The sequence below is a fragment of the Psychrobacter piechaudii genome (assembly GCF_900162825.1).
GTDB classification, from domain to species: Bacteria; Pseudomonadota; Gammaproteobacteria; order Pseudomonadales; family Moraxellaceae; genus Psychrobacter; species Psychrobacter piechaudii.
Genome location: NZ_FUGE01000037.1, coordinates 1 through 19,526, shown reverse-complemented (window position 1 = coordinate 19,526; position 19,526 = coordinate 1). Strand labels below are relative to the sequence as shown.

Below are 19,526 nucleotides of genomic sequence, written 5' to 3'. Positions count from 1 at the left end.
TTTACGTGATTTAGCGTGTGTTTCATTGATAGCCTGTAAGGTCTGACTGTGTAATCCTAAATACTCGCCGCTACCTTTGGTGTACTGGTTTAAATCATAGGCTGAAAAGTACTTACCGGTACGTTTTAGATGCTCAAAGCAAAGTGCATTAACATAGTTCCAGACGAAGTTTACCGAACCGCTTAGACGATTCAGCTCTTTTATGTGTTTGTCTTTAATGCGTAGCTTGAGTGTTTTCATATGCTTAGTATCGCAAGTTTAATTTTGCCTTACAACCCTTTAACTGCTTCTTACGACAGGGTGTGTCGCCTTATATCCACCCCCTGAAGTGGGTGGTTTTACGGCGACTGGTGATAAAAAAGGCCACTCTATAAAAATAGAGTGGCCTTTTAGATGATAGAAACTAATAAAACAACACGCTTTAATCCAAATGCTGTTTAAAGCCGCGCTGTTGATCGCGTTCCCAATCTCTGTCTTTGAGCGTCTTACGTTTATCGTGTAGCTTTTTACCTTTGGCCAGACCAATTTTGCACTTCACCAAGGAGTTTTTCCAATAAACCTCTAGCGGCACACAAGCATAGCCTTTTTGGTTGACTGCCCCAAATAAGGTGTCAATCTCTTTACGGTGTAGCAGCAACTTACGGGTACGAATACTGTCTGGCACCACATGAGTTGAGCTTGAGATTAGAGGCTGAATATGGGCCCCAAATAAGAAGGCTTCATTATTGCGAAATACCACATAAGCTTCGGTAATGGTCATCTTGCCAGCGCGAATCGCCTTTACTTCCCAACCCTGCAGTTCGATGCCGGCCTCGTAAGTCGCTTCAATAAAATACTCATGCCGCGCTTTTTTATTGGCTGCAATCTGATTTGAAGGTTTTTTTGTCTTCTTTGCCATGTTAAATTCTCTTTAAAAAACCAAGACACGTTTCCCTTAAACCGAGACCTCAAAAGATCTAATCGAAGTCAAAGCTAGGCACAACCCGTGTCTTGTCGCACAGTTCCCTAATCTTATTTAAGTTAGGTCGAGCCTTCAGTATAGCAAATTAAACCCTTAAACTAATTCATAGCTTTGTAAATATCGTCAGCAGCCGTTTAATCCAATAGTTTAAGCTGTTATTAGTTTTCATTATCAGCAGCCCTTACCTTAGTCACAAAACCCTGTTTGAATAAGCTTACTTAAAAGTCAAAAATTTGTTACGATAGACACCTATTTTACCTCTATTAAATCCTCACTACCCTCTAAGCTTATCCTCATGAATAAAACCTCAAATCTACATACCAAAATTGTCTATCCAGGCACCTTTGACCCCATTACCAATGGTCATCGCGATTTAGTGATGCGCGCCGTTAAGCTGTTTGATGAAGTGGTGATAGCCGTTGCTTTGGGCCATCACAAAAAGCCCATGTTTAGCTTTGAAGAGAGAGTAGAACTGGTTGAAACTGTATTTGCTGACTTTCCACAAGTCACTGTGGTCGGCTTCGAAGGGTTATTAGTTGAGTTTATGCGTGAGCAAAAAGCCACCGCAGTGTTGCGTGGTTTACGCGCCACTTCAGACTTTGAGTATGAGTTTCAGTTAGCCAATATGAACCGTGAGCTTGATGATAACTTTGAAGCGGTATTTTTAACCCCAGCTCCTCAATATTCATTCATCTCTTCTACTATGATTCGTGAGATTGCTAAGCTTGATGGGGGTGTAAAGAAATTCGTTCCTATCTGTGTGCAACAAGCATTTGATAAAAAACGGGCTAACAATTGGCAGTAAGTTCGTGGCTTTTGGTTTTTCGTTATCTTATTTAGGAGCTAGCTATGGCTTTAATGATTACTGATGAATGCATTAACTGTGATGTATGTGAGCCTGTTTGCCCCAATGATGCTATTTATGAAGGTGAGGAGATCTATGAGATCAATCCTGACCTATGTACGGAGTGTGTCGGCCACTTTGATGAGCCACAATGTGTCGAGATTTGCCCCATTGACTGTATTCCTAAAGATCCCAATCATATGGAGTCTGAAGGCGACTTAATGGCTAAATATAAGCGCATTACTGGCCAGTAGCAATGCTCAGATACTGTTTTCCGCTACCTACTGTTTTATACTAGTTTTAAGTTCTCAACCTACCATTATTGCCTCCATACCTTATTCTGACTTCATTAAGCACATTACATAAGGCAAGGCGGCTATCATTATTAACAGGCAATACATACCCAATCCTAAGCCATAGTCATTGACATAATAGTAGGTCTTTGGAAAGTTATCGAAGAACTCATACATCAAAATGACTATACCCAACAAAGGGAACAGTAACGCGATCTGAAAATGGGTTAACGCCACTTTTCGAGACTTATATTCCCCTTTTAAGTTCAAAACTGTACTCGAAATAAGATGAATAACAAAAAATGGGATGATGACCAACCAAAAGAAGTTAAGGCTCATACTAGGCGAGTGCCAGCTTGCATAGACTGGGGTTGCTATCAAAAGCATTAAAGTTAGGCGGATGAAGGTCAGGGTTTTGGACCACATGATTTTTATCCCTTGTCATTAATTTAAAAGCTTTTGGTTTTAAGAGCTTTCGGTTATAAAGTTATATTTTTAACTTACTCTGGGTGGTGTTGATCACCCTCTATTTTTACTCTTTAAAGCTATACCTTATATTGTAAGGTTGAATGAGTCATAACAATAACTATGGTTATAGTTGTTGTTATCACACCCTAACCCATTGTTTAGGCTGTAACCAAACTCGACGTACCTAAACTCAAATAGATACACCCCGTTTATCAAAACTCGTTAAATTGCCATGATGAACCAAATTCATGGTAAAATGAGAGATATTTTATTTAACCCATCCCCTGTATTACCTGTATTACCTCTATTACCCTCTATTGTTTATTTAAATCATTACCTAGGTTATCCCCATGTCTGCTGAAACCATCGCCCGCACTGCCTTTAAACAAGGCGTGACTCCTTTATACGACTACGATAAGCACTGGGCAAGCTGCTATGAGCCTGCCCCCTTCTTACCAATGAGCCGCGCCGAAATGGACGAGCTGGGTTGGGACGCGTGTGATGTCATCATCATCTCAGGTGACGCTTATGTCGATCACCCAAGCTTTGGTATGGCGATTATTGGTCGCTTATTAGAAGCCCAAGGTTTCCGTGTGGGCATCATTGCGCAGCCGGATTGGACCAGTAAAGATGCCTTTATGGAGCTTGGTAAACCGGTTTATGCTTATGGCGTGACCGCCGGTAACATGGACAGCATGATTAACCGCTATACCGCTGATCGCCGTATTCGCAGTGATGATGCTTATTCACCCGACAATGCCCCGGACAAACGACCTGATCGCGCTGCGATTGTTTACAGTCAGCGCTGCCGTGAAGCATATCCAGATGTGCCGATTATTTTAGGCGGTATTGAGGGCAGCTTGCGCCGTATCGCCCATTATGACTATTGGTCAGATAAGGTGCGCCGTAGTATCTTGTTAGACAGTCGTGCCGACGTACTGCTGTATGGTAACGCAGAGCGTGCTATTGTCGATGTGGTGCATGGCCTATCAAAGGGTTATACCTTCGAGCAAATGAGCAGTTTACGCGGTACCGCCTACTTACTAACGCCCTCACGTCGCCACTGGAAAGCCGATATGATTGAGGTGGCCAGTAATGATGTTGATACCGTGGGCCGTGTTGACCCCATTATCAATCCCTACGTGATGACTGAAGACTTGGACAGCTGCTCTATCGAGAAAGAAAAAGGCAACTCAGAAAGCAAAGTGACTGAAAGCCTATCGGCTATGGAGCGCCAATATAAAGGCTTTAAGGCTGAGCCGGTTGAGAATAAAATCTTAAACGCCGATCAAGTTAATGACGACGTACAAGTGGTAAAAATGGTTGGGCTTGAAGTGCCTAGCTCAGATAATTCAGACGATAATGCAGAAAGCGATAAGCCAAAAACAGCTCTTAAGCACCGTATCAAAATGCCGCCACGTGACAAAACGGTCATTCGTCTACCAGATTACGAGCAAGTAAAATCTGATCCTGTGCTGTATGCTCATGCCAACCGTATTTTGCATTTAGAGACCAACCCAGGCAACGCCCGTGCTCTCGTACAGCGTCATGGCACTGGTGGCGGCAATTCAAGAACTGATATTGACGTGTGGTTAAACCCACCACCGATTCCATTATCTACTGAAGAGATGGATTATGTCTTTGATTTGCCTTACGCTCGTGTACCACACCCAAGCTATGGCAAAGCCCGTATTCCTGCCTTTGACATGATTAAATTCTCGGTCAATATCATGCGCGGCTGCTTCGGTGGCTGTACCTTCTGCTCTATCACTGAGCACGAAGGCCGTATTATCCAAAACCGTTCTGAAGAATCTATCTTGCGGGAAGTAGAAGCCATCCGTGATACGGCGCCAAACTTTACTGGGGTCATCTCCGACTTAGGCGGTCCTACTGCTAATATGTATCGTCTCAGCTGTAAAGATGAGACCATTGAGAAAAACTGCCGTAAGCCCTCTTGCGTCTATCCAGATATTTGTGAGAACTTATTAACCGATCACAGTAACTTGACCCAGCTGTATCGTAAAGCCCGTGATATCAAAGGCATTAAGAAGATCTTGATTGCTTCCGGTCTACGTTACGACTTGGCTGTAAAAGATCCTGAATATGTCAAAGAATTGGTGACCCATCACGTCGGTGGCTATCTAAAAATTGCCCCTGAGCATTCTGAAGAAAACGTCCTGTCGAAGATGATGAAGCCGGGTATGGGCTCATACGATAAATTTAAACAGATGTTTGAGCAATACAGCGCCGAGGCGGGGAAAGAGCAGTATTTAATCCCCTACTTTATCGCCGCTCACCCCGGTACCACCGATGAAGATATGATGAATCTGGCCCTGTGGCTGAAGCGCCATGACTTTAGAACCGACCAAGTACAAGCGTTCTATCCCAGCCCTATGGCCACGGCAACCACCATGTACCACACTCACAAAGACCCGCTGCATAAAGTTACCCGCAGCGGGGGCGATGTAGACATCGTGAAGTCAGGTAAGCAGCGCAAATTGCACAAGGCTTTCCTGCGTTATCATGATCCCAAAAACTGGACCATGCTCCGAGCTGCTTTAAAGCGTTTAGGCCGCGAAGATTTAATTGGTACTGCTCGCCATTGTTTAGTGCCCCCATTCAACTCACGTTTAGAAGGTAAAGACAGTCTGGACAGCTATCAGTCCGCACGCAAGAAAAACAGCCGTCTGGGATCCGACTCTGTGAAGCGTAGAAACTCGCCCGCAGCTACAGGCAATAAGCGCTCAAACGCTAAACGAGTGAAAAAAGGCAACTTCCAAACCCAGCACACAGGCCTACCGCCTCGTGCGACGAAGTAGTCTGCTGATTCTCTTGTCTATTAACGCTTAAATTTATCAAAATTTAAGCTTTACCTTTGAATGCTTAGACAATCATTGCCTCACTGTTAACCGCAGTGGGGCTTTTGTTTAACTGACTTATATGAAACCTATAATATGATAAACTGAGGAAACTTTTTATAGTGCTGTTTATAGAGAAAGCTATAGCAATAATCATTCAGTATTAATCCAGGGCAGGCGTCTCATTTATTGCAAATAACATTTATCCCTTTTCAGCCTTTATTACTTGTCAGCCTTTATTAATAATAACAATCCTTCAAAAACGTCGTTTAAGAGATAACATTTATGATCAACTTATTTTCTAAATCCTTTTCAACCACATCACCTGCTCTACCGAAAGTTGCTTTATTGGCTCTGGCTGTGGCCATAACTGGGTGTAATAGTAATAGCACCGAAGCCAAGCAAAACCAACCTACTACCAGTAAAACTGCTAGCTCTTCAGAATCAGATGCTGCCGTGGTGAAAGCCATTGAAGACAACCTAAAAGCTTCTGGCATCGAACAAAAAATTCTATCTGCTGTGCCCACCAGTATGGAAAATATCTACTGGGTCAATGCTGAAGGTGCCCCAGCTTTTTATAGCGATAAAGAAGGTCGCCATATTATCCTAGGCCAAATATTAGAAGTGGGTCAATCACAACCCATTGAGATAAGTACTGAGTTAAGGGCTAAGATAGCCAAAGAGAAGCTGGCGGCTGTGCCAAAAGATGAATTGATTATCTACCCTGCTAAGGGGGCAACCAAAGCAGTTATCTATAGCTTTACGGATGCAGACTGCCCTTACTGTACCAAGATGCACTCTGAAATGGAGCAGCTTAATGCAGAAGGTATTGAGGTTCGCTATCTGGCCTGGCCACGCAGCCAAGACAGCTTGCCAAAAATGGAATCCATCTGGTGTAGCGATGATCCTAAATCTGCCATGGATAAAGCCAAAAAAGGCGAGCCTCTTTCTTCACCAAAATGTGACAGCCCCGTTCAATCTCATATTGAATTAGGTGTGAGTTTAGGCGTAAGCGGAACACCGGCTGTCTTTACCGAATCTGGGGTTCAAATTGGCGGTTACTTGCCCGCTAAGGATATGGCAGCAGCGGCTATTGCCAACAAATAAAGTTAAGCATCTTTTTAATAAGCCCCTAACACTTTTAACAACCCCCTAAATCTGGATACTCCATTAAATTAATAAATAGAAATGATATAGATTTAGGGGTTGCCTGTAGCAATGACTGTTAAGTAGTTAATGCTTTATTCAATTAACATTGACTGCTAAGATAAATACCGCTTTGATATAAAACCAAAGAGACAGAGGTAGGTCATAGCAATTAAAGCACCCTAAATAAGGGCTATTTAGTTTTAGAAAACAATAGTATTATTAACCTATATAAGTAATAAGCTATAGGGGCTTTACCTTTATTTACTAAGCATTGCTATAATTTTATTGATACTAAAAAAGATTATAACGCTGGATAACACTACTGAGGATAACGTGAGCAAATCAATCAAACTTGCTATATTGGGACTGGGCACTGTGGGCACAGGTGTTCTAGACCTATTGAAGGACAACTTAAAGGAACTTAAGAGGCGTAGTGGTCACGATATTGTTATTACCCAGGTAGGCACCCGCCGTCAACGCGATGATATTGATCCTACCATCAAGCAAAACAGTGATTTAATGGCGATTGCTGAAAGCGATGATGTCGACATTGTGGTTGAAGTAATTGGTGGCATGACCGTTGCTAAAGAAGTAATTATTCACGCCATTAAAAACGGCAAACATGTGGTTACGGCAAACAAAGCCCTACTTGCTGAACATGGTAATGAGATTTTTGCCCTAGCTGAAGAGCACAACGTTCATGTGGCGTATGAAGCCGCTGTTGCGGGCGGTATTCCTATTATTAAAGTATTGCGTGAAGCACTGGCCGCCAACAAGATTGACTGGTTAACCGGGATTATCAATGGTACCGGTAACTTCATCATGTCAGAAATGCGGGATAAAGGTCGCGATTTTGATGACGTATTGGCTGAAGCACAAGAGCTGGGCTATGCGGAAGCGGATCCTACTTTCGACGTAGAAGGGATTGATGCGGCGCATAAGTTGGCCCTATTGGCCTCTATTGCATTTGGTATCCCTCTACAGTTTGATAAAGTGTACTCTGAAGGCATTACCAAAATCACCCTACAAGATGTGACTTACGCTGAAGAGCTGGGGTATCGCATTAAGCACTTAGGCTTTGCCGTACGTCGCTATGATGAGCAAGAATCCGATGCTACTGATAAGAAACTGACCGGCATTGAACTACGGGTTCACCCCACTTTAATACCTGAAGACAAGCTGTTGGCCAACGTTAATGGGGTGAAGAACGCTGTGCTAGTGAACTCTCATCCGTTAGGGCAAACGCTTTATTATGGCGACGGTGCTGGTGCTGGCGCGACGGCTTCTGCGGTCATGGCAGACGTGATGGATTTAATCCGTGTATTGACGGTGAAAGATGGCCATCATGTTCCCCACCTTGCATTCATGCCCAACCAATTGTCTGATACGCCAGTGTTAGCTGCAGATCAAATGATCACCGGCTATTATTTGCGCCTAGAAGCCAAAGACACTCCAGGTGTACTGGCTGATGTGACCCGTATTCTAAGTGATGCAGGGATCAATATTGATGCCATTTTACAAAAGCCTGCCCATCAAAAAGGTCAGGTACCTATCATTATTTTGACGCTACCGGTAATTGAAAATCAGATGAATAGCGCCATTAATAAGATTGAAGCGTTAGAAGCGATTACCTCGGATGTGGTGCGTATTCGCTTACATGAACTAGACTAGGACTAAAGCTTAGTTTTGGATGAATGGATAATAAAAGAAGGCATCCTTTTTTATTCACTCACCTAAAATGGAAAGGTTTTATAGTCTGTTATAAATTACATTTCACAATTAAGGATAATAGTATGTCTTCAGATTCAATTGTTATTGTTAGCGGCGCCCGTACTCCAATGGGCGGATTCCAAGGCGACCTTACCGGTGCCACTGCCCCACAACTTGGTGCTACTGCCATTAAAGCAGCCGTAGAACGTGCGGGTGTAAACGCGGAAGAGATTGATGAAGTTATTATGGGCTGCATCCTAACCGCAGGTATTGGCCAAGGCCCGGCTCGTCAAGCCATGCGTAATGCGGGTATCCCAGACAGCACTGGCGCTGTAACCATCAACAAACTTTGTGGTTCAGGCCTAAAAGCGGTGATGCAAGCTCATGATTCTATTAAAGCAGGCAGCGCTGATATTATCGTTGCCGGTGGTATGGAGTCTATGACCAACGCCCCTTATATCTTACCTCAAGCCCGTGGTGGCTATCGTATGGGCCACAATGCAGTTAAAGACCATATGTTCCTTGATGGCTTAGAAGATGCTGATACCGGTAAGCTTATGGGACAGTTCGCCCAAGAAATGGCGGATGAAAAAGGCTATACGCGCGAGCAAATGGATGATTTTGCTATTGAATCCTTAAACCGCGCGTTAACCGCTATTAACGAAGGTCATTTCAAAGATGAAATCACCCCTGTTACGGTAAAAACCCGTAAAGGTGAAGTGGTTATCGATACCGACGAGCAGCCTGCTAAAGCCAATGCTGAGCGTATTCCTACTTTACGTCCTGCTTTTGCTAAAGAAGGCACCATTACTGCCGCCAACGCCAGCTCAATCTCTGATGGTGCAGCAGCGGTTGTGGTAACCTCTGAAAAAACAGCCAATGAAAAAGGCTTAAATATTGAAGCCCGTATCGTCGCTACTGCTACCAACTCATTACACCCAAGTAAGTTTACCATTGCCCCAATTGGCTCTATGGAAAAAGTACTAGAAAAAGCGGGTTGGTCAGTTGAAGATGTGGATTTATGGGAAATTAACGAAGCTTTCGCTATGGTAACCATGGCTGCAATGGATGAGATGAACATCCCTCATGCTAAGGTTAACATCGAAGGGGGTGCTTGTGCCCTTGGTCATCCAGTAGGTTGTTCTGGTGCTCGTATCCTAGTGACCCTAATCAACTCTTTAAAACGTACTGGTGGTAAGAAAGGGGTTGCGTCACTATGTATCGGTGGTGGTGAAGCCGTTGCGGTGGCAATCGAACTGCCTTAGTAGTGATCAAATAATAGTTATCAAATAACCATTTAATTTTCTTACTTTATTAAAGAGCCTCTTTTGAGGCTCTTTTTTTATGCAAATCAGTAATGCTTGAAATTAATATACAGTGGATGTGTAACAGTAAACAAAGCTTTGTTAGTTAGTTTACACCCCATTACACGCAATTACGCATCTTAATACTGTGATACTCGTTCACTATATAAACTCCAAATTTCTATTGTTATTCTAATAATCAAGTTATCGACAAGTAATTAAAGATTAGACAAGTAATTAAAGATTAATTGTTGAGAAAGTTGTTCAAGCAATTATTTTTAATTAAATCAGATACATAACCAATACTTAGATGGACGGTTTCGTTTTAAAGCCTTAAATATTATTAAATAAAAATTAACTTTAACCAATCAACAAAGTGTCAAACAACACTTCAAACTCAAACAAAAAAGGAAGAAGAATAATGAGTCAACTAATTCGTTTAAAAGACATCCAAGCCACTCACCGTGATCTAATTGGTGATGACTATTATGACCCAACTGGTAAAACTGCTTATGGCGCCGCTGAAGAAAAGATCGGTAAAATTGAAGGTGCCTTAGTTGAAGATATTACAGGTCGCATCCGCTATTTAATCGTAGATGCAGGCGGCTGGTTCAGCTCAAAAGAAGTATTAGTACCTGCCGGTCTAGCCCGTATTGTTGGTGATGACGTTTTCTTTGACAGCCTAACTAAGTCTCAAGTAGAAGCCATGGAAGAATATGACCATGACTATCAGTACAGCTATAACGAACAAGCCAATAAAGACCGTCAAGCTTTCGTAGCTGACACTATTCCAGCTGAAGAGCGTCTTGAGCTAAAAGACGATTACTACAATGCTCCTAACACTCTAGAACTGCTAGAAGAACGTCTAACTGTAAACAAAGATCGTATTGTTGCTGGTCTAGTTAAAGTGGGCAAACATGTGGTTTCTGAAGACCGTGCTGTAGATGTTGAGCTAGAAGAAGAACATGCTCATATCGAACGTACTGAAGTGAACCGTCCTACTGATCGTAGAATTGGTGATGACTTAGGTGCGGAATCTGTCCAAGTTGAACTTGAAGCAGAGCGTGCGAATGTTACTAAAGAGACTTTCGTTACTGAAGAAGTTAATGTGGGTAAAACTACTGAACGTCACACAGAAACTGTCCATGAAACGATTCAGCGCGAAGAGCTAGATATTGACCGTGATGGTAATATTGTGGACCGTGAAGGTAACATTATCGACCGTGATGATATTACTGCTGACGACGTACGTGCCTATCGTAACAAATAATCAATATTGATTATCTGAATTACGAAAAATAGCTATCTGAGAGACTATGAAAACTCTTAGATTGCAGCAAACAAGAAGCCAGAGTTAATTAACTCTGGCTTTTTTTAACGCTATCTATAACTAAATAAACATAATAAAAACGCGCTTTAGTTATACCTCGGTTATGCTGTTAGCAGTTACCTCTTTTATTTCCAAAGGAATGAATATGAACCCTATCTCAAATAATTCTAATAATTTAGACACTACCTTAGATAATACCAAGGCTACCCCTTCAGAATCACTACAAGAACAGCCACAGACCACCCCTAACCGTTCAGTGACTGATTTATCCAACTCTACAGAATACGAAAAACAACGCACGTTAGTCGGTAATATAGAGCTACTTGAAGAGCGTGCGGTTGTAGATAAAGAACGCCTTGATGTTGGCAAAGTAACCGTAACTAAGCACGTTAGAACAAAAACAGTCAATGTTCCAGTGGAACTGGTGGAAGAAGTATTGGTCATTGATACTGACTACTACGATGCTGACTCAAGACAATTCTTAAACTCAACCGCTAGTGAAGCTGATTTAGTACGTCATATTGAGCCTACACTAGACAGTAAGCCCAGTATTACAGTTAATGGCAAGACAGTATCACTTGATCAGGAGCCTGTAGAGATAGTGATTTCTCGTCAGGTGGCAGTTATCAAAAAAGAAACTTATGCCGTACAGGATGTGGCCATCGAGAAATCTACCCATATTCATAAAGATACTTTCGATGTGGAGCTAAAACATGAAGAGTTAGATGTCCAAGAAGAAGGTTACTTTGATCATGAGATCCGTAAGCCTTAATGCTTAAACTGAAAACCTGATTAAAATAAACCGTTCACTAAATAAGTAACACAAAAAAATAGCCAGCAATTGCTGGCTATTTTAATTTTATGGACACAAAATTAGTTACAAGCTGCCTTTATAAAATATCACTTATAAAAACATCGTTATTCAGCAGCCGGTTGCTCTGTTTCAGCCGGTGCTGCATCAGTAGAGGCTGGCTCTTTCACCATTTTCTCTTCTGGATCTGCAGTCATTGTGCCGTTCTCAACATCTATCTCTTGCGTCTGCTCTTCTTCAATACTATCAGAGCGCGCATCAACATCGTCTAGATCATCAGCCACAATAACAGGATCATTGCCTTCAGCAGGCTCAGCTGACATTGGAACCTCTGTTTCAGCTTCTGTTACTGGGGCTTCTTCTGACTGTTTTTGACAGGCAGTAAGTCCCATTACTGCGGCCATTGCTGCAGTTAATACTGTTAACTTCATAGAGTGTTTGATACCCATCATAGTCATTATCCTTTTGTTTTGTGTCATTTAAAAACTCAGTTTTAAGCCCATTCAGAGTGCTTAAGATTGGTAAATAGCCCTCTGAATGTGTGCTTAGTTTTTGACACCAAGCTTAAATTCATAGTATCAAAAATTAGCTAATGTGAACAGCTACTATATTTTTCCATGACATTGTTTATAACGCAAGCCTGAACCACAAGGGCACGGGGCATTACGACTAATATTCAAATCTTTATAGGGGTTGTCACCATCCGTCGCTGATTGTGCCGCCATTTGTCTGTTTTGCTGCTGCTGCGCCTGATTAACAGCGGCCATTTCAGCTTCGTTATGACGCTCACCCGTTAGGCTATCTAAATCATCATGTTCGAACATCATACGCTGGCGTTCTGCCTGTGCCAAGCGCTCAGCTTCCATCGCTTCTAACTCTTCTTTAGTTGGAATATGAACACGAGATAGATCTTGAACAGTGTCTGATTTAATAGCACCTAGCATCATCTGAAATAATTCAAATGATTCGCGCTTGTACTCTTGCTGAGGGTCTTTTTGCGCATAGCCTCGCAAATGAATCCCTTTACGCAGCTGATCCATCTGGGTTAAATGCTCCTTCCAGTGACGGTCTAAGCTTTGTAGCATAAAGTGACGTTCAAGCTGAGCGGCATTCTCAGGCGACATTTGCTCACGGCGATCACGATAACGCTGAATGGCGGTTTGGATAATTTTCTCACGCAGACCTTCCTCATCCAATCGGCGATCTTCATCTAACCAATCATTGATAGGAATATAGTACTTAAACTCACTTTCTAACTCATCCTCTAACCCATCAATATTCCACTGGTCATCAATAGAGCCTGGCGGAACGAATTGGCTAATTAGCGCATCATATACATCACGATGCATCTCTTCAATCGCTTCTTTTAAATCCGCTTCAGCAAGCAGATCGTCACGCTGTGAGTAAATAACTTTACGTTGCTCATTGGCCACGTCATCGTATTTAAGTAAGTTTTTGCGAGCATCAAAGTCACGGCTTTCGACTTTACCCTGAGCATTTTCAATTGAGCGAGATACCATTTTATGCTCAATGGCTTCATCTTCTTTCAGACCCATAGCACGCATCATATTCACCACGCGATCGCCGGCGAAAATACGCATTAAGTCATCTTCTAAAGATAGGAAGAATCTTGACTGCCCTGGGTCCCCTTGACGACCCGCACGACCCCGTAGCTGGTTATCAATACGGCGTGATTCGTGGCGCTCTGAGCCGATAATATGTAGACCTCCTGCAGCCAATACTTCATCGTGTCTTTTTTGCCAGGCTTGTTTTAGACGCTCCATCTCTTCTGGGCTAACATTTTCTGGGTCGACAATCTGTGCCTGCCAGTTACCGCCTAGGATAATATCGGTACCACGGCCTGCCATGTTGGTAGCAATAGTGACTGCTTTTGGGCTACCTGCCTGGGCGATAATCTCAGCCTCACGCTCATGCTGTTTGGCGTTTAGAACGTTGTGTTTGATGCCTTCTTGATCTAACAGATAAGACAATTCTTCACTGGCTTCAATAGTGGCGGTACCCACCAATACTGGCGCCCCTTTGGCCTGAATCTCTTTAATTTCGCGAATAATACCTTTGTATTTACCCAACTTAGTTAAGAAAATCTGGTCATCTAAGTCAATACGGGCAATCGGCTTGTGGGTTGGTATAACCACCACATCGATGTCATAGGTAGATTTAAACTCAGCAGCTTCAGTATCCGCAGTACCCGTCATGCCCGATAGCTTTTCATATAGACGGAAGTAGTTCTGGAAGGTAGTCGTCGCCAGAGTTTGGTTCTCTGCCTGAATTTCCACCCCTTCTTTGGCCTCTACCGCCTGATGTAGACCATCTGACCAACGACGGCCTGGCATGGTACGACCGGTATTCTCATCAACAATGATAACTTCGCCATCATTAACAATGTAGTGCACGTTTTTGACAAAAATGTGATGCGCTCGTATAGCTGCTTGAACGTGGGCCAATAAAGGCAGACGGGTTGGGCTGTATAAGCTCTCATTTTCCGAAAGCTCGCCAACTTCAATTAAGAAAGCCTCAATTTTTTCGTAGCCTTTTTCACTGATTTCGATAGAGCGGTTTTTCTCATCGATCCAGAAGTCGCCATCTCTATTTTCTTTATTGGCTTCTTCATCAGTTGAGCGTTTTAGGCGAGGAATAATATTATTAATTAGCGCATAAGTTTCAGAGGAATCATCTGCTTGCCCTGAAATAATAAGCGGTGTACGGGCTTCATCAATTAAAATTGAGTCAATTTCATCAATAATACAGTAGTTTAAAGGACGCTGTTTTTTCTCAGCTAAGCTAAATACCATGTTATCGCGTAAGTAGTCAAACCCGTACTCGTTGTTGGTACCATAGGTAATGTCTGCTTGATAAGCATCCACTTTTTCTTGTGGGGGCTGCTGTGAGTAGATAACCCCAACCGTTAACCCTAAGAATTCAAATAAAGGACGGTTTAATTCAGCATCACGAGCGGCTAGATAGTCGTTTACTGTGACCACGTGCACCCCTTTACCACTGATGGCATTGAGGTAAATGGCCAAAGTTGCCATTAAGGTCTTACCTTCACCGGTACGCATCTCGGCGATTTTACCTTCATGCAGAGTAATACCACCAATAATCTGCACATCGTAATGGCGCATACCTAGCACACGCTTTGACGCTTCACGACAAACCGCAAAAACCTCAGGCAATAAAGAGTCTAGGCTAGCACCTTCGTCAAAACGACTCTTAAACTCTGCCGTTTTATCATGAAGCTGTTCGTCTGTCAGGGCGGCTACTGCTTCTTCTTGAGCATTTACTTTTGCCACAATTTGGCGCATCCGCTTTAGCTCACGATCGTTTTTAGTACCAATTACGCTTCCGATTATTTTTGACAACATAACTTTGTAGACCTACTTATCGACTAAGTCGTGCATTATTAGGTGCAGACCATAAAAAAATTTTACCTATTATATATGGTAACAGTATTGATAGATACAAGGGCAATTGAATCTACAGCCATAAATTATTTGTTATATTCTATGAAAAATTAGGCTTATCTCAGTAATTTTGTCCCTTACTCTACACTGCCATTAATTATATGAAGGCGCATAGGCAACGCTTACCATACGTTGCTAAACTTGCGCTGAATAGATGTTAAAATAGAACACCTATGAGGGTAATACCCTTTTTTATCTTCTAAAAGCCCTGTCAGTAAGAAGGGCTACTCCTATTTTCTGCTCATTGTTTTTCTTTGAAAGCTTACTATGTCTGTTACCCCAACTATGTCTAATACCCCCAATAAAAACTCGATTTTAAATATTGCTGGTACGGTCTATAACTTAGAAGACCATACGCCAATGATGGTGCAGTATTTAACCTTAAAAGCACAATACCCCCATGCTTTGCTGCTGTACCGCATGGGCGATTTTTATGAGTTATTTTTTGAAGATGCGCAGCGTGCTGCGGATATTTTAGACATCACTCTCACCCGTCGTGGTAATGATAAAGCAGGCAATAATATTGCCATGGCAGGCGTGCCTTTTCATGCTGCAGAAAGCTATATGGCCCGCCTTATCGCTGCTGGTGAGACCGTGGTCATCTGTGAGCAAGTAGAAGATGCTGCCGAGCCTAATGGCCATAGTGACAAGCCCGCTGCCAAAGGCATTATGCGCCGTGAGGTGGTCAAGACACTAACCGCAGGCACCCTGACCGACGATGCTTTAATTGGACCGAATCAAACGCCGAGTGTTGTCGCCATTGATTTCCAGGTCAGCAAAAACTTACAGCAACCTACTTTAGCCCAAGCCCAAAAATGGCAGGTGGGTATTAGCCAACTTGACTTAAATGCTGGAACCATCCGTACTCAGACCCTTCGTCTAGACTCCTTATTAAAGCAACCCATGCTTGATAGCTTCAATCAGGACAATGACGATCCTCAACAAGGTAGCAATCTAGAAAAAACCCTAGACTTTGAGCAACTGTTGAAACAGCGTCTGCTCACGGTACTGATTCGCTTTTCACCCAGTGAAGTTATCATCTCTGAATCCACCTCAGATGAATGGCGACACTGGTTACAAGATAAGCTGTATTGCCCTGTTATCAGTGTAGCTGCCAGTGACTTTCATGCTCAGCATGCAGCCACCACAGTATGCCGACAATTTAATGTTCAAACCGTTGAAGGGCTGGGTATTGCCGATAGCTTAGTGGCCCAGACCAGTACCGCTGCCTTGATTCATTATGCACAGCAAACTCAGCAGCGTCACACCCCTCAGCTCAACGAGCTTATTGTCGAGCGTGATGAAGATTATCTTATTATTGATGACATTAGCAGTCGAAACCTAGAGCTTTTTTCACCGGTTAGCCCAACCGGTACCAGCTTACTTAGTGTCGTCAATCACTGTCAAACCCCCATGGGCAAGAGACTGCTGGCCAACCAACTAAAGCGTCCTTTACGCCTATCTCAAGCCCATCAGCAACTGCAAGCAAGACTGGACGCCGTTGAATGGTTTGTTAATCAGCCCGCACTGGCTAATCTACAGCCTTTACAACAGCAATTACAAAGCATTGGGGATATTGAACGCATCAGCAGCCGTATCGCCTTACACAGCGCTAAGCCTCGTGACTTAAGACGTCTGGCGTCTAGTATCAGAAACAGTGAGCAAGTCGCTGAGTATTTACAAACTTTAGGGCTTACCCCTGAGGCACCTTCTTTGTTGGTGCAGTTATTTAAGCAGTTGCCTTTGCAGCACCCCGAGCTGATCGAAATTGCCGATTTATTAGACAGAGCGATTGTAGAGGAGCCACCCGCCCATATTCGCGACGGCGGGATGATAGCGACCGGCTATGATGAAGAGTTCGATCGCTTGGTGCATTTGCATGACAACATTCAAGAAACCTTAGATGAGATGGCCAATGAGGCTCGTCAAACCTATAAGTTGCCGAGTCTTAAAGTGGGCTTTAATAAAGTCAGTGGCTTTTATTTCGAGCTCCCCAAAGGGCAAGCCAACGCTGCACCCGAAGCTTTTATCCGTCGCCAGACCTTAAAAAACAGCGAACGCTTTATTACCGAGCCGCTAAAAACTCTAGAAGTAGACTACTTAGAAGCCCAAACCAATGCCCTAGCTCAAGAAAAGGCACTATACCAAGGGGTATTGGTCACCCTTAGCGAACAGCTGTCTCACTTACAGCAATTAAGTGCCTCCATTTCCCAGCTTGATGTGTTACTTAACTGGGCGGTATTGGCCAAAGAAAGCCAATGGGTAAGACCCGTCTTAACGCCTGAATCCAGTTATCTGGATATCAAAGATGGTCGTCACTTGGTGGTGGAAGCTATGAACCAACCCCAGAATTTACATGGCAAATCATCAGCACCCACCTCCCCTGCTTCGGTTCAGCAATTCGTGGCCAATGACTGTCAACTAGGTACTGAATCTAATAAACAACGTCTACTGCTGATTACCGGACCCAATATGGGTGGTAAATCCACTTACATGCGTCAAACGGCCTTGATTGTCTTGCTTGCGTGCTGTGGTAGCTTTGTACCGGCCAGCTCGGCACATATCGGTGATATTGACCGTATATTCACCCGTATTGGCTCTGCTGATGACTTGGCTGGGGGTAAGTCTACTTTTATGGTAGAAATGATTGAAACGGCTCAAATTTTAAATCTTGCCACTGCTCGATCATTGGTATTAATGGATGAGGTGGGTCGTGGCACCTCAACCACGGATGGTCTGGCTATTGCTCATGCTTGTGCGGTCCAACTAGCTAAGATGGGTAGCCTGACTTTATTTGCCACGCATTATTTTGAACTAACTGAGTTGGCAAAACAGCCTGAACTGGCCCATAAAATTAGAAACGTACATGTTGCTGCCAGTGAAGTAGAAGGCCAATTGTTATTACTGCACAAAATACAAGAGGGGGCAGCTAGCTCAAGCTTTGGTCTGCATGTGGCAAAAATGGCGGGGATTCCTGAACAAGTACTCACTGCAGCCACCCAATATCTTACCCAGCAAAACTCATTAAATAGGGCGGTCGCCTCCTCTGAGTTCGACTACGAAGTCAGTCATGCTAAAATCGATAAAGCTTATGCAAATGCTGACCAAAGCCTTAATACTGAGCAAAAAAACACAGCTCATTCACAGACATCACTACAATTAACACCATCTCAATCTGCAGAATTTAGCTCTCAACAAACCGCTGATATTAGCCAATCAACCCCCATGAATCCTGAGGCTATGGCTATCTTTGAAAAAATAAAACAACTGCAACCCGATGAATTAACCGCAAAACAAGCACTTGATTTGCTATATGAGTTAAAGAGCGGCATTGGAAGCAGCTAAATCAACAAAACTGACTGATAGGAATTTGTGAAATAGTCATTAACAGGGTAAAATATACCTCACAAATAAATCTTATCCCTCATTCGCAACTTACTTATCTTGTGATATTGACCATTTAGCTTCCTACTGGTGCAGTTACTGTGACTCATATTGAGGTTATAAGTGACCCAACCAAAATCGCCACAATGGTTAAACAAAGCTCAAGATAACTTTTATAAAGGTAGCTCGCTATGACATTTGTTGTCACTGATAATTGCATCCGCTGCAAATACACCGATTGTGTTGAAGTCTGCCCTGTGGACTGCTTTTATGAAGGGCCTAACTTCTTGGTCATTCATCCTGATGAATGTATTGACTGTGCTTTGTGTGAGCCTGAGTGCCCAGCCAATGCTATTTTTTCGGAAGACGAAGTGCCTAAGGGTCAAGAAGAGTTTATTGAGCTAAATGCAGAACTTGCAGAAGTGTGGCCAAACATTACTGAAATGCAAGATCAACTACCAGACGCGGCGAAGTGGGATGGCGTTGAAGGTAAAATTCAGTATCTAGAGCGCTAAGCCTTACTAACAAGCAACTCTCGTTAATTAGAAAGCGACCTATATCTATCTATGATATGGGTCGCTTTTTTTATGACTGTCACTACTTTAGACTAATCAAACGGATATAGGCAATTCACCATATCTCCTAAAGTACATATAATTTCATTTTGGCTTTTATCTATTGGGTTTTTTATGGTGCCTGTAATATTGCCCAAAGTCGTTACTTTATTGTTAGTATCTGAGACTTCTGCGGTATAAATTAACTTTTTGCAGGCAGAGGTTGTTATAGTCAAAGAACGAATAAAGTGGTACACTAAAACTTATGGCATATTCAAAAGACTACCGACAAATGATTCTTAGCAAACTTGACGAAGGCTACAGCTTTCGGGAGTTAGCCGAAGAGTATCAAATTAGCCCAACCAGTATACAAAACTG

At 42.9% G+C, this 19,526-nt stretch carries 14 protein-coding genes and 1 pseudogene; 10 read left to right on the top strand and 5 right to left on the bottom strand.

Annotated elements, in window-relative coordinates; translation table 11 throughout:
- Positions 1 to 240, bottom strand: a pseudogene (locus A1019T_RS00880) (RNA-guided endonuclease InsQ/TnpB family protein); the annotation flags it as partial.
- A gap of 181 nt (positions 241 to 421) precedes the next feature.
- A complete protein-coding gene (gene smpB / locus A1019T_RS00875) occupies positions 422 to 898 on the bottom strand; it encodes an SsrA-binding protein SmpB (protein WP_077450003.1) in 477 nt (158 codons plus the stop codon).
- 358 nt (positions 899 to 1,256) lie between these two features.
- Between smpB and coaD the strand changes: the two genes are divergently transcribed.
- A complete protein-coding gene (coaD, locus tag A1019T_RS00870; RefSeq protein ID WP_077450002.1) occupies positions 1,257 to 1,766 on the top strand; it encodes a pantetheine-phosphate adenylyltransferase in 510 nt (169 codons plus the stop codon).
- Positions 1,767 to 1,810: 44 nt separating this feature from the next.
- Positions 1,811 to 2,059, top strand: a complete 249-nt coding sequence (locus A1019T_RS00865) for a YfhL family 4Fe-4S dicluster ferredoxin (RefSeq protein ID WP_077450001.1) — start codon at positions 1,811 to 1,813, stop codon at positions 2,057 to 2,059.
- 81 nt (positions 2,060 to 2,140) lie between these two features.
- Here A1019T_RS00865 and A1019T_RS00860 read toward each other — a convergent pair whose 3' ends face one another.
- Positions 2,141 to 2,524: a hypothetical protein gene (locus A1019T_RS00860; RefSeq protein WP_077450000.1), complete on the bottom strand. Its 384-nt coding sequence runs from the start codon at positions 2,522 to 2,524 to the stop codon at positions 2,141 to 2,143.
- A gap of 392 nt (positions 2,525 to 2,916) precedes the next feature.
- Here A1019T_RS00860 and A1019T_RS00855 point away from each other — a divergent pair, with 392 nt between their 5' ends.
- The 6 genes from A1019T_RS00855 to A1019T_RS00830 all read left to right on the top strand — a co-directional run bounded on the left by A1019T_RS00855 (position 2,917) and on the right by A1019T_RS00830 (position 11,689).
- A complete protein-coding gene (locus tag A1019T_RS00855; protein ID WP_077449999.1) occupies positions 2,917 to 5,385 on the top strand; it encodes a YgiQ family radical SAM protein in 2,469 nt (822 codons plus the stop codon).
- 324 nt (positions 5,386 to 5,709) lie between these two features.
- On the top strand, positions 5,710 to 6,531 hold the full coding sequence (locus tag A1019T_RS00850; RefSeq protein ID WP_077449998.1) for a DsbC family protein: 822 nt from the start codon (positions 5,710 to 5,712) through the stop codon (positions 6,529 to 6,531).
- A gap of 375 nt (positions 6,532 to 6,906) precedes the next feature.
- Complete coding sequence (locus A1019T_RS00845; protein WP_077449997.1) at positions 6,907 to 8,244, top strand: homoserine dehydrogenase; 1,338 nt, start codon at positions 6,907 to 6,909, stop codon at positions 8,242 to 8,244.
- 122 nt (positions 8,245 to 8,366) lie between these two features.
- The gene (locus tag A1019T_RS00840) at positions 8,367 to 9,548 is read left to right on the top strand and encodes a thiolase family protein (RefSeq protein WP_077449996.1); all 1,182 of its coding nucleotides are present in this window, start codon (positions 8,367 to 8,369) and stop codon (positions 9,546 to 9,548) included.
- Between the two features lie 460 nt (positions 9,549 to 10,008).
- Positions 10,009 to 10,857, top strand: a complete 849-nt coding sequence (locus A1019T_RS00835; protein ID WP_077449995.1) for a DUF2382 domain-containing protein — start codon at positions 10,009 to 10,011, stop codon at positions 10,855 to 10,857.
- Between the two features lie 205 nt (positions 10,858 to 11,062).
- Positions 11,063 to 11,689 (top strand): YsnF/AvaK domain-containing protein, encoded by a 627-nt coding sequence (locus A1019T_RS00830; RefSeq protein WP_077449994.1) that lies wholly within the window; start codon positions 11,063 to 11,065, stop codon positions 11,687 to 11,689.
- A gap of 146 nt (positions 11,690 to 11,835) precedes the next feature.
- Here the strand turns inward: A1019T_RS00830 and A1019T_RS00825 are convergent, their stop codons facing one another.
- Complete coding sequence (locus tag A1019T_RS00825) at positions 11,836 to 12,180, bottom strand: hypothetical protein (RefSeq protein ID WP_077449993.1); 345 nt, start codon at positions 12,178 to 12,180, stop codon at positions 11,836 to 11,838.
- A 153-nt stretch (positions 12,181 to 12,333) separates the two neighbouring features.
- Entirely contained in the window at positions 12,334 to 15,111 is a 2,778-nt protein-coding gene (secA, locus tag A1019T_RS00820) for a preprotein translocase subunit SecA (RefSeq protein WP_077449992.1), read from the bottom strand.
- A gap of 366 nt (positions 15,112 to 15,477) precedes the next feature.
- Between secA and mutS the strand changes: the two genes are divergently transcribed.
- Together mutS and fdxA are read left to right on the top strand one after the other, a co-directional pair.
- On the top strand, positions 15,478 to 18,555 hold the full coding sequence (mutS, locus tag A1019T_RS00815) for a DNA mismatch repair protein MutS (protein WP_077449991.1): 3,078 nt from the start codon (positions 15,478 to 15,480) through the stop codon (positions 18,553 to 18,555).
- Between the two features lie 230 nt (positions 18,556 to 18,785).
- Positions 18,786 to 19,109, top strand: coding sequence for a ferredoxin FdxA (fdxA, locus tag A1019T_RS00810; RefSeq protein ID WP_077449990.1), 324 nt, complete (start codon positions 18,786 to 18,788; stop codon positions 19,107 to 19,109).
- The last annotated feature ends 417 nt before the right edge of the window (positions 19,110 to 19,526 follow it).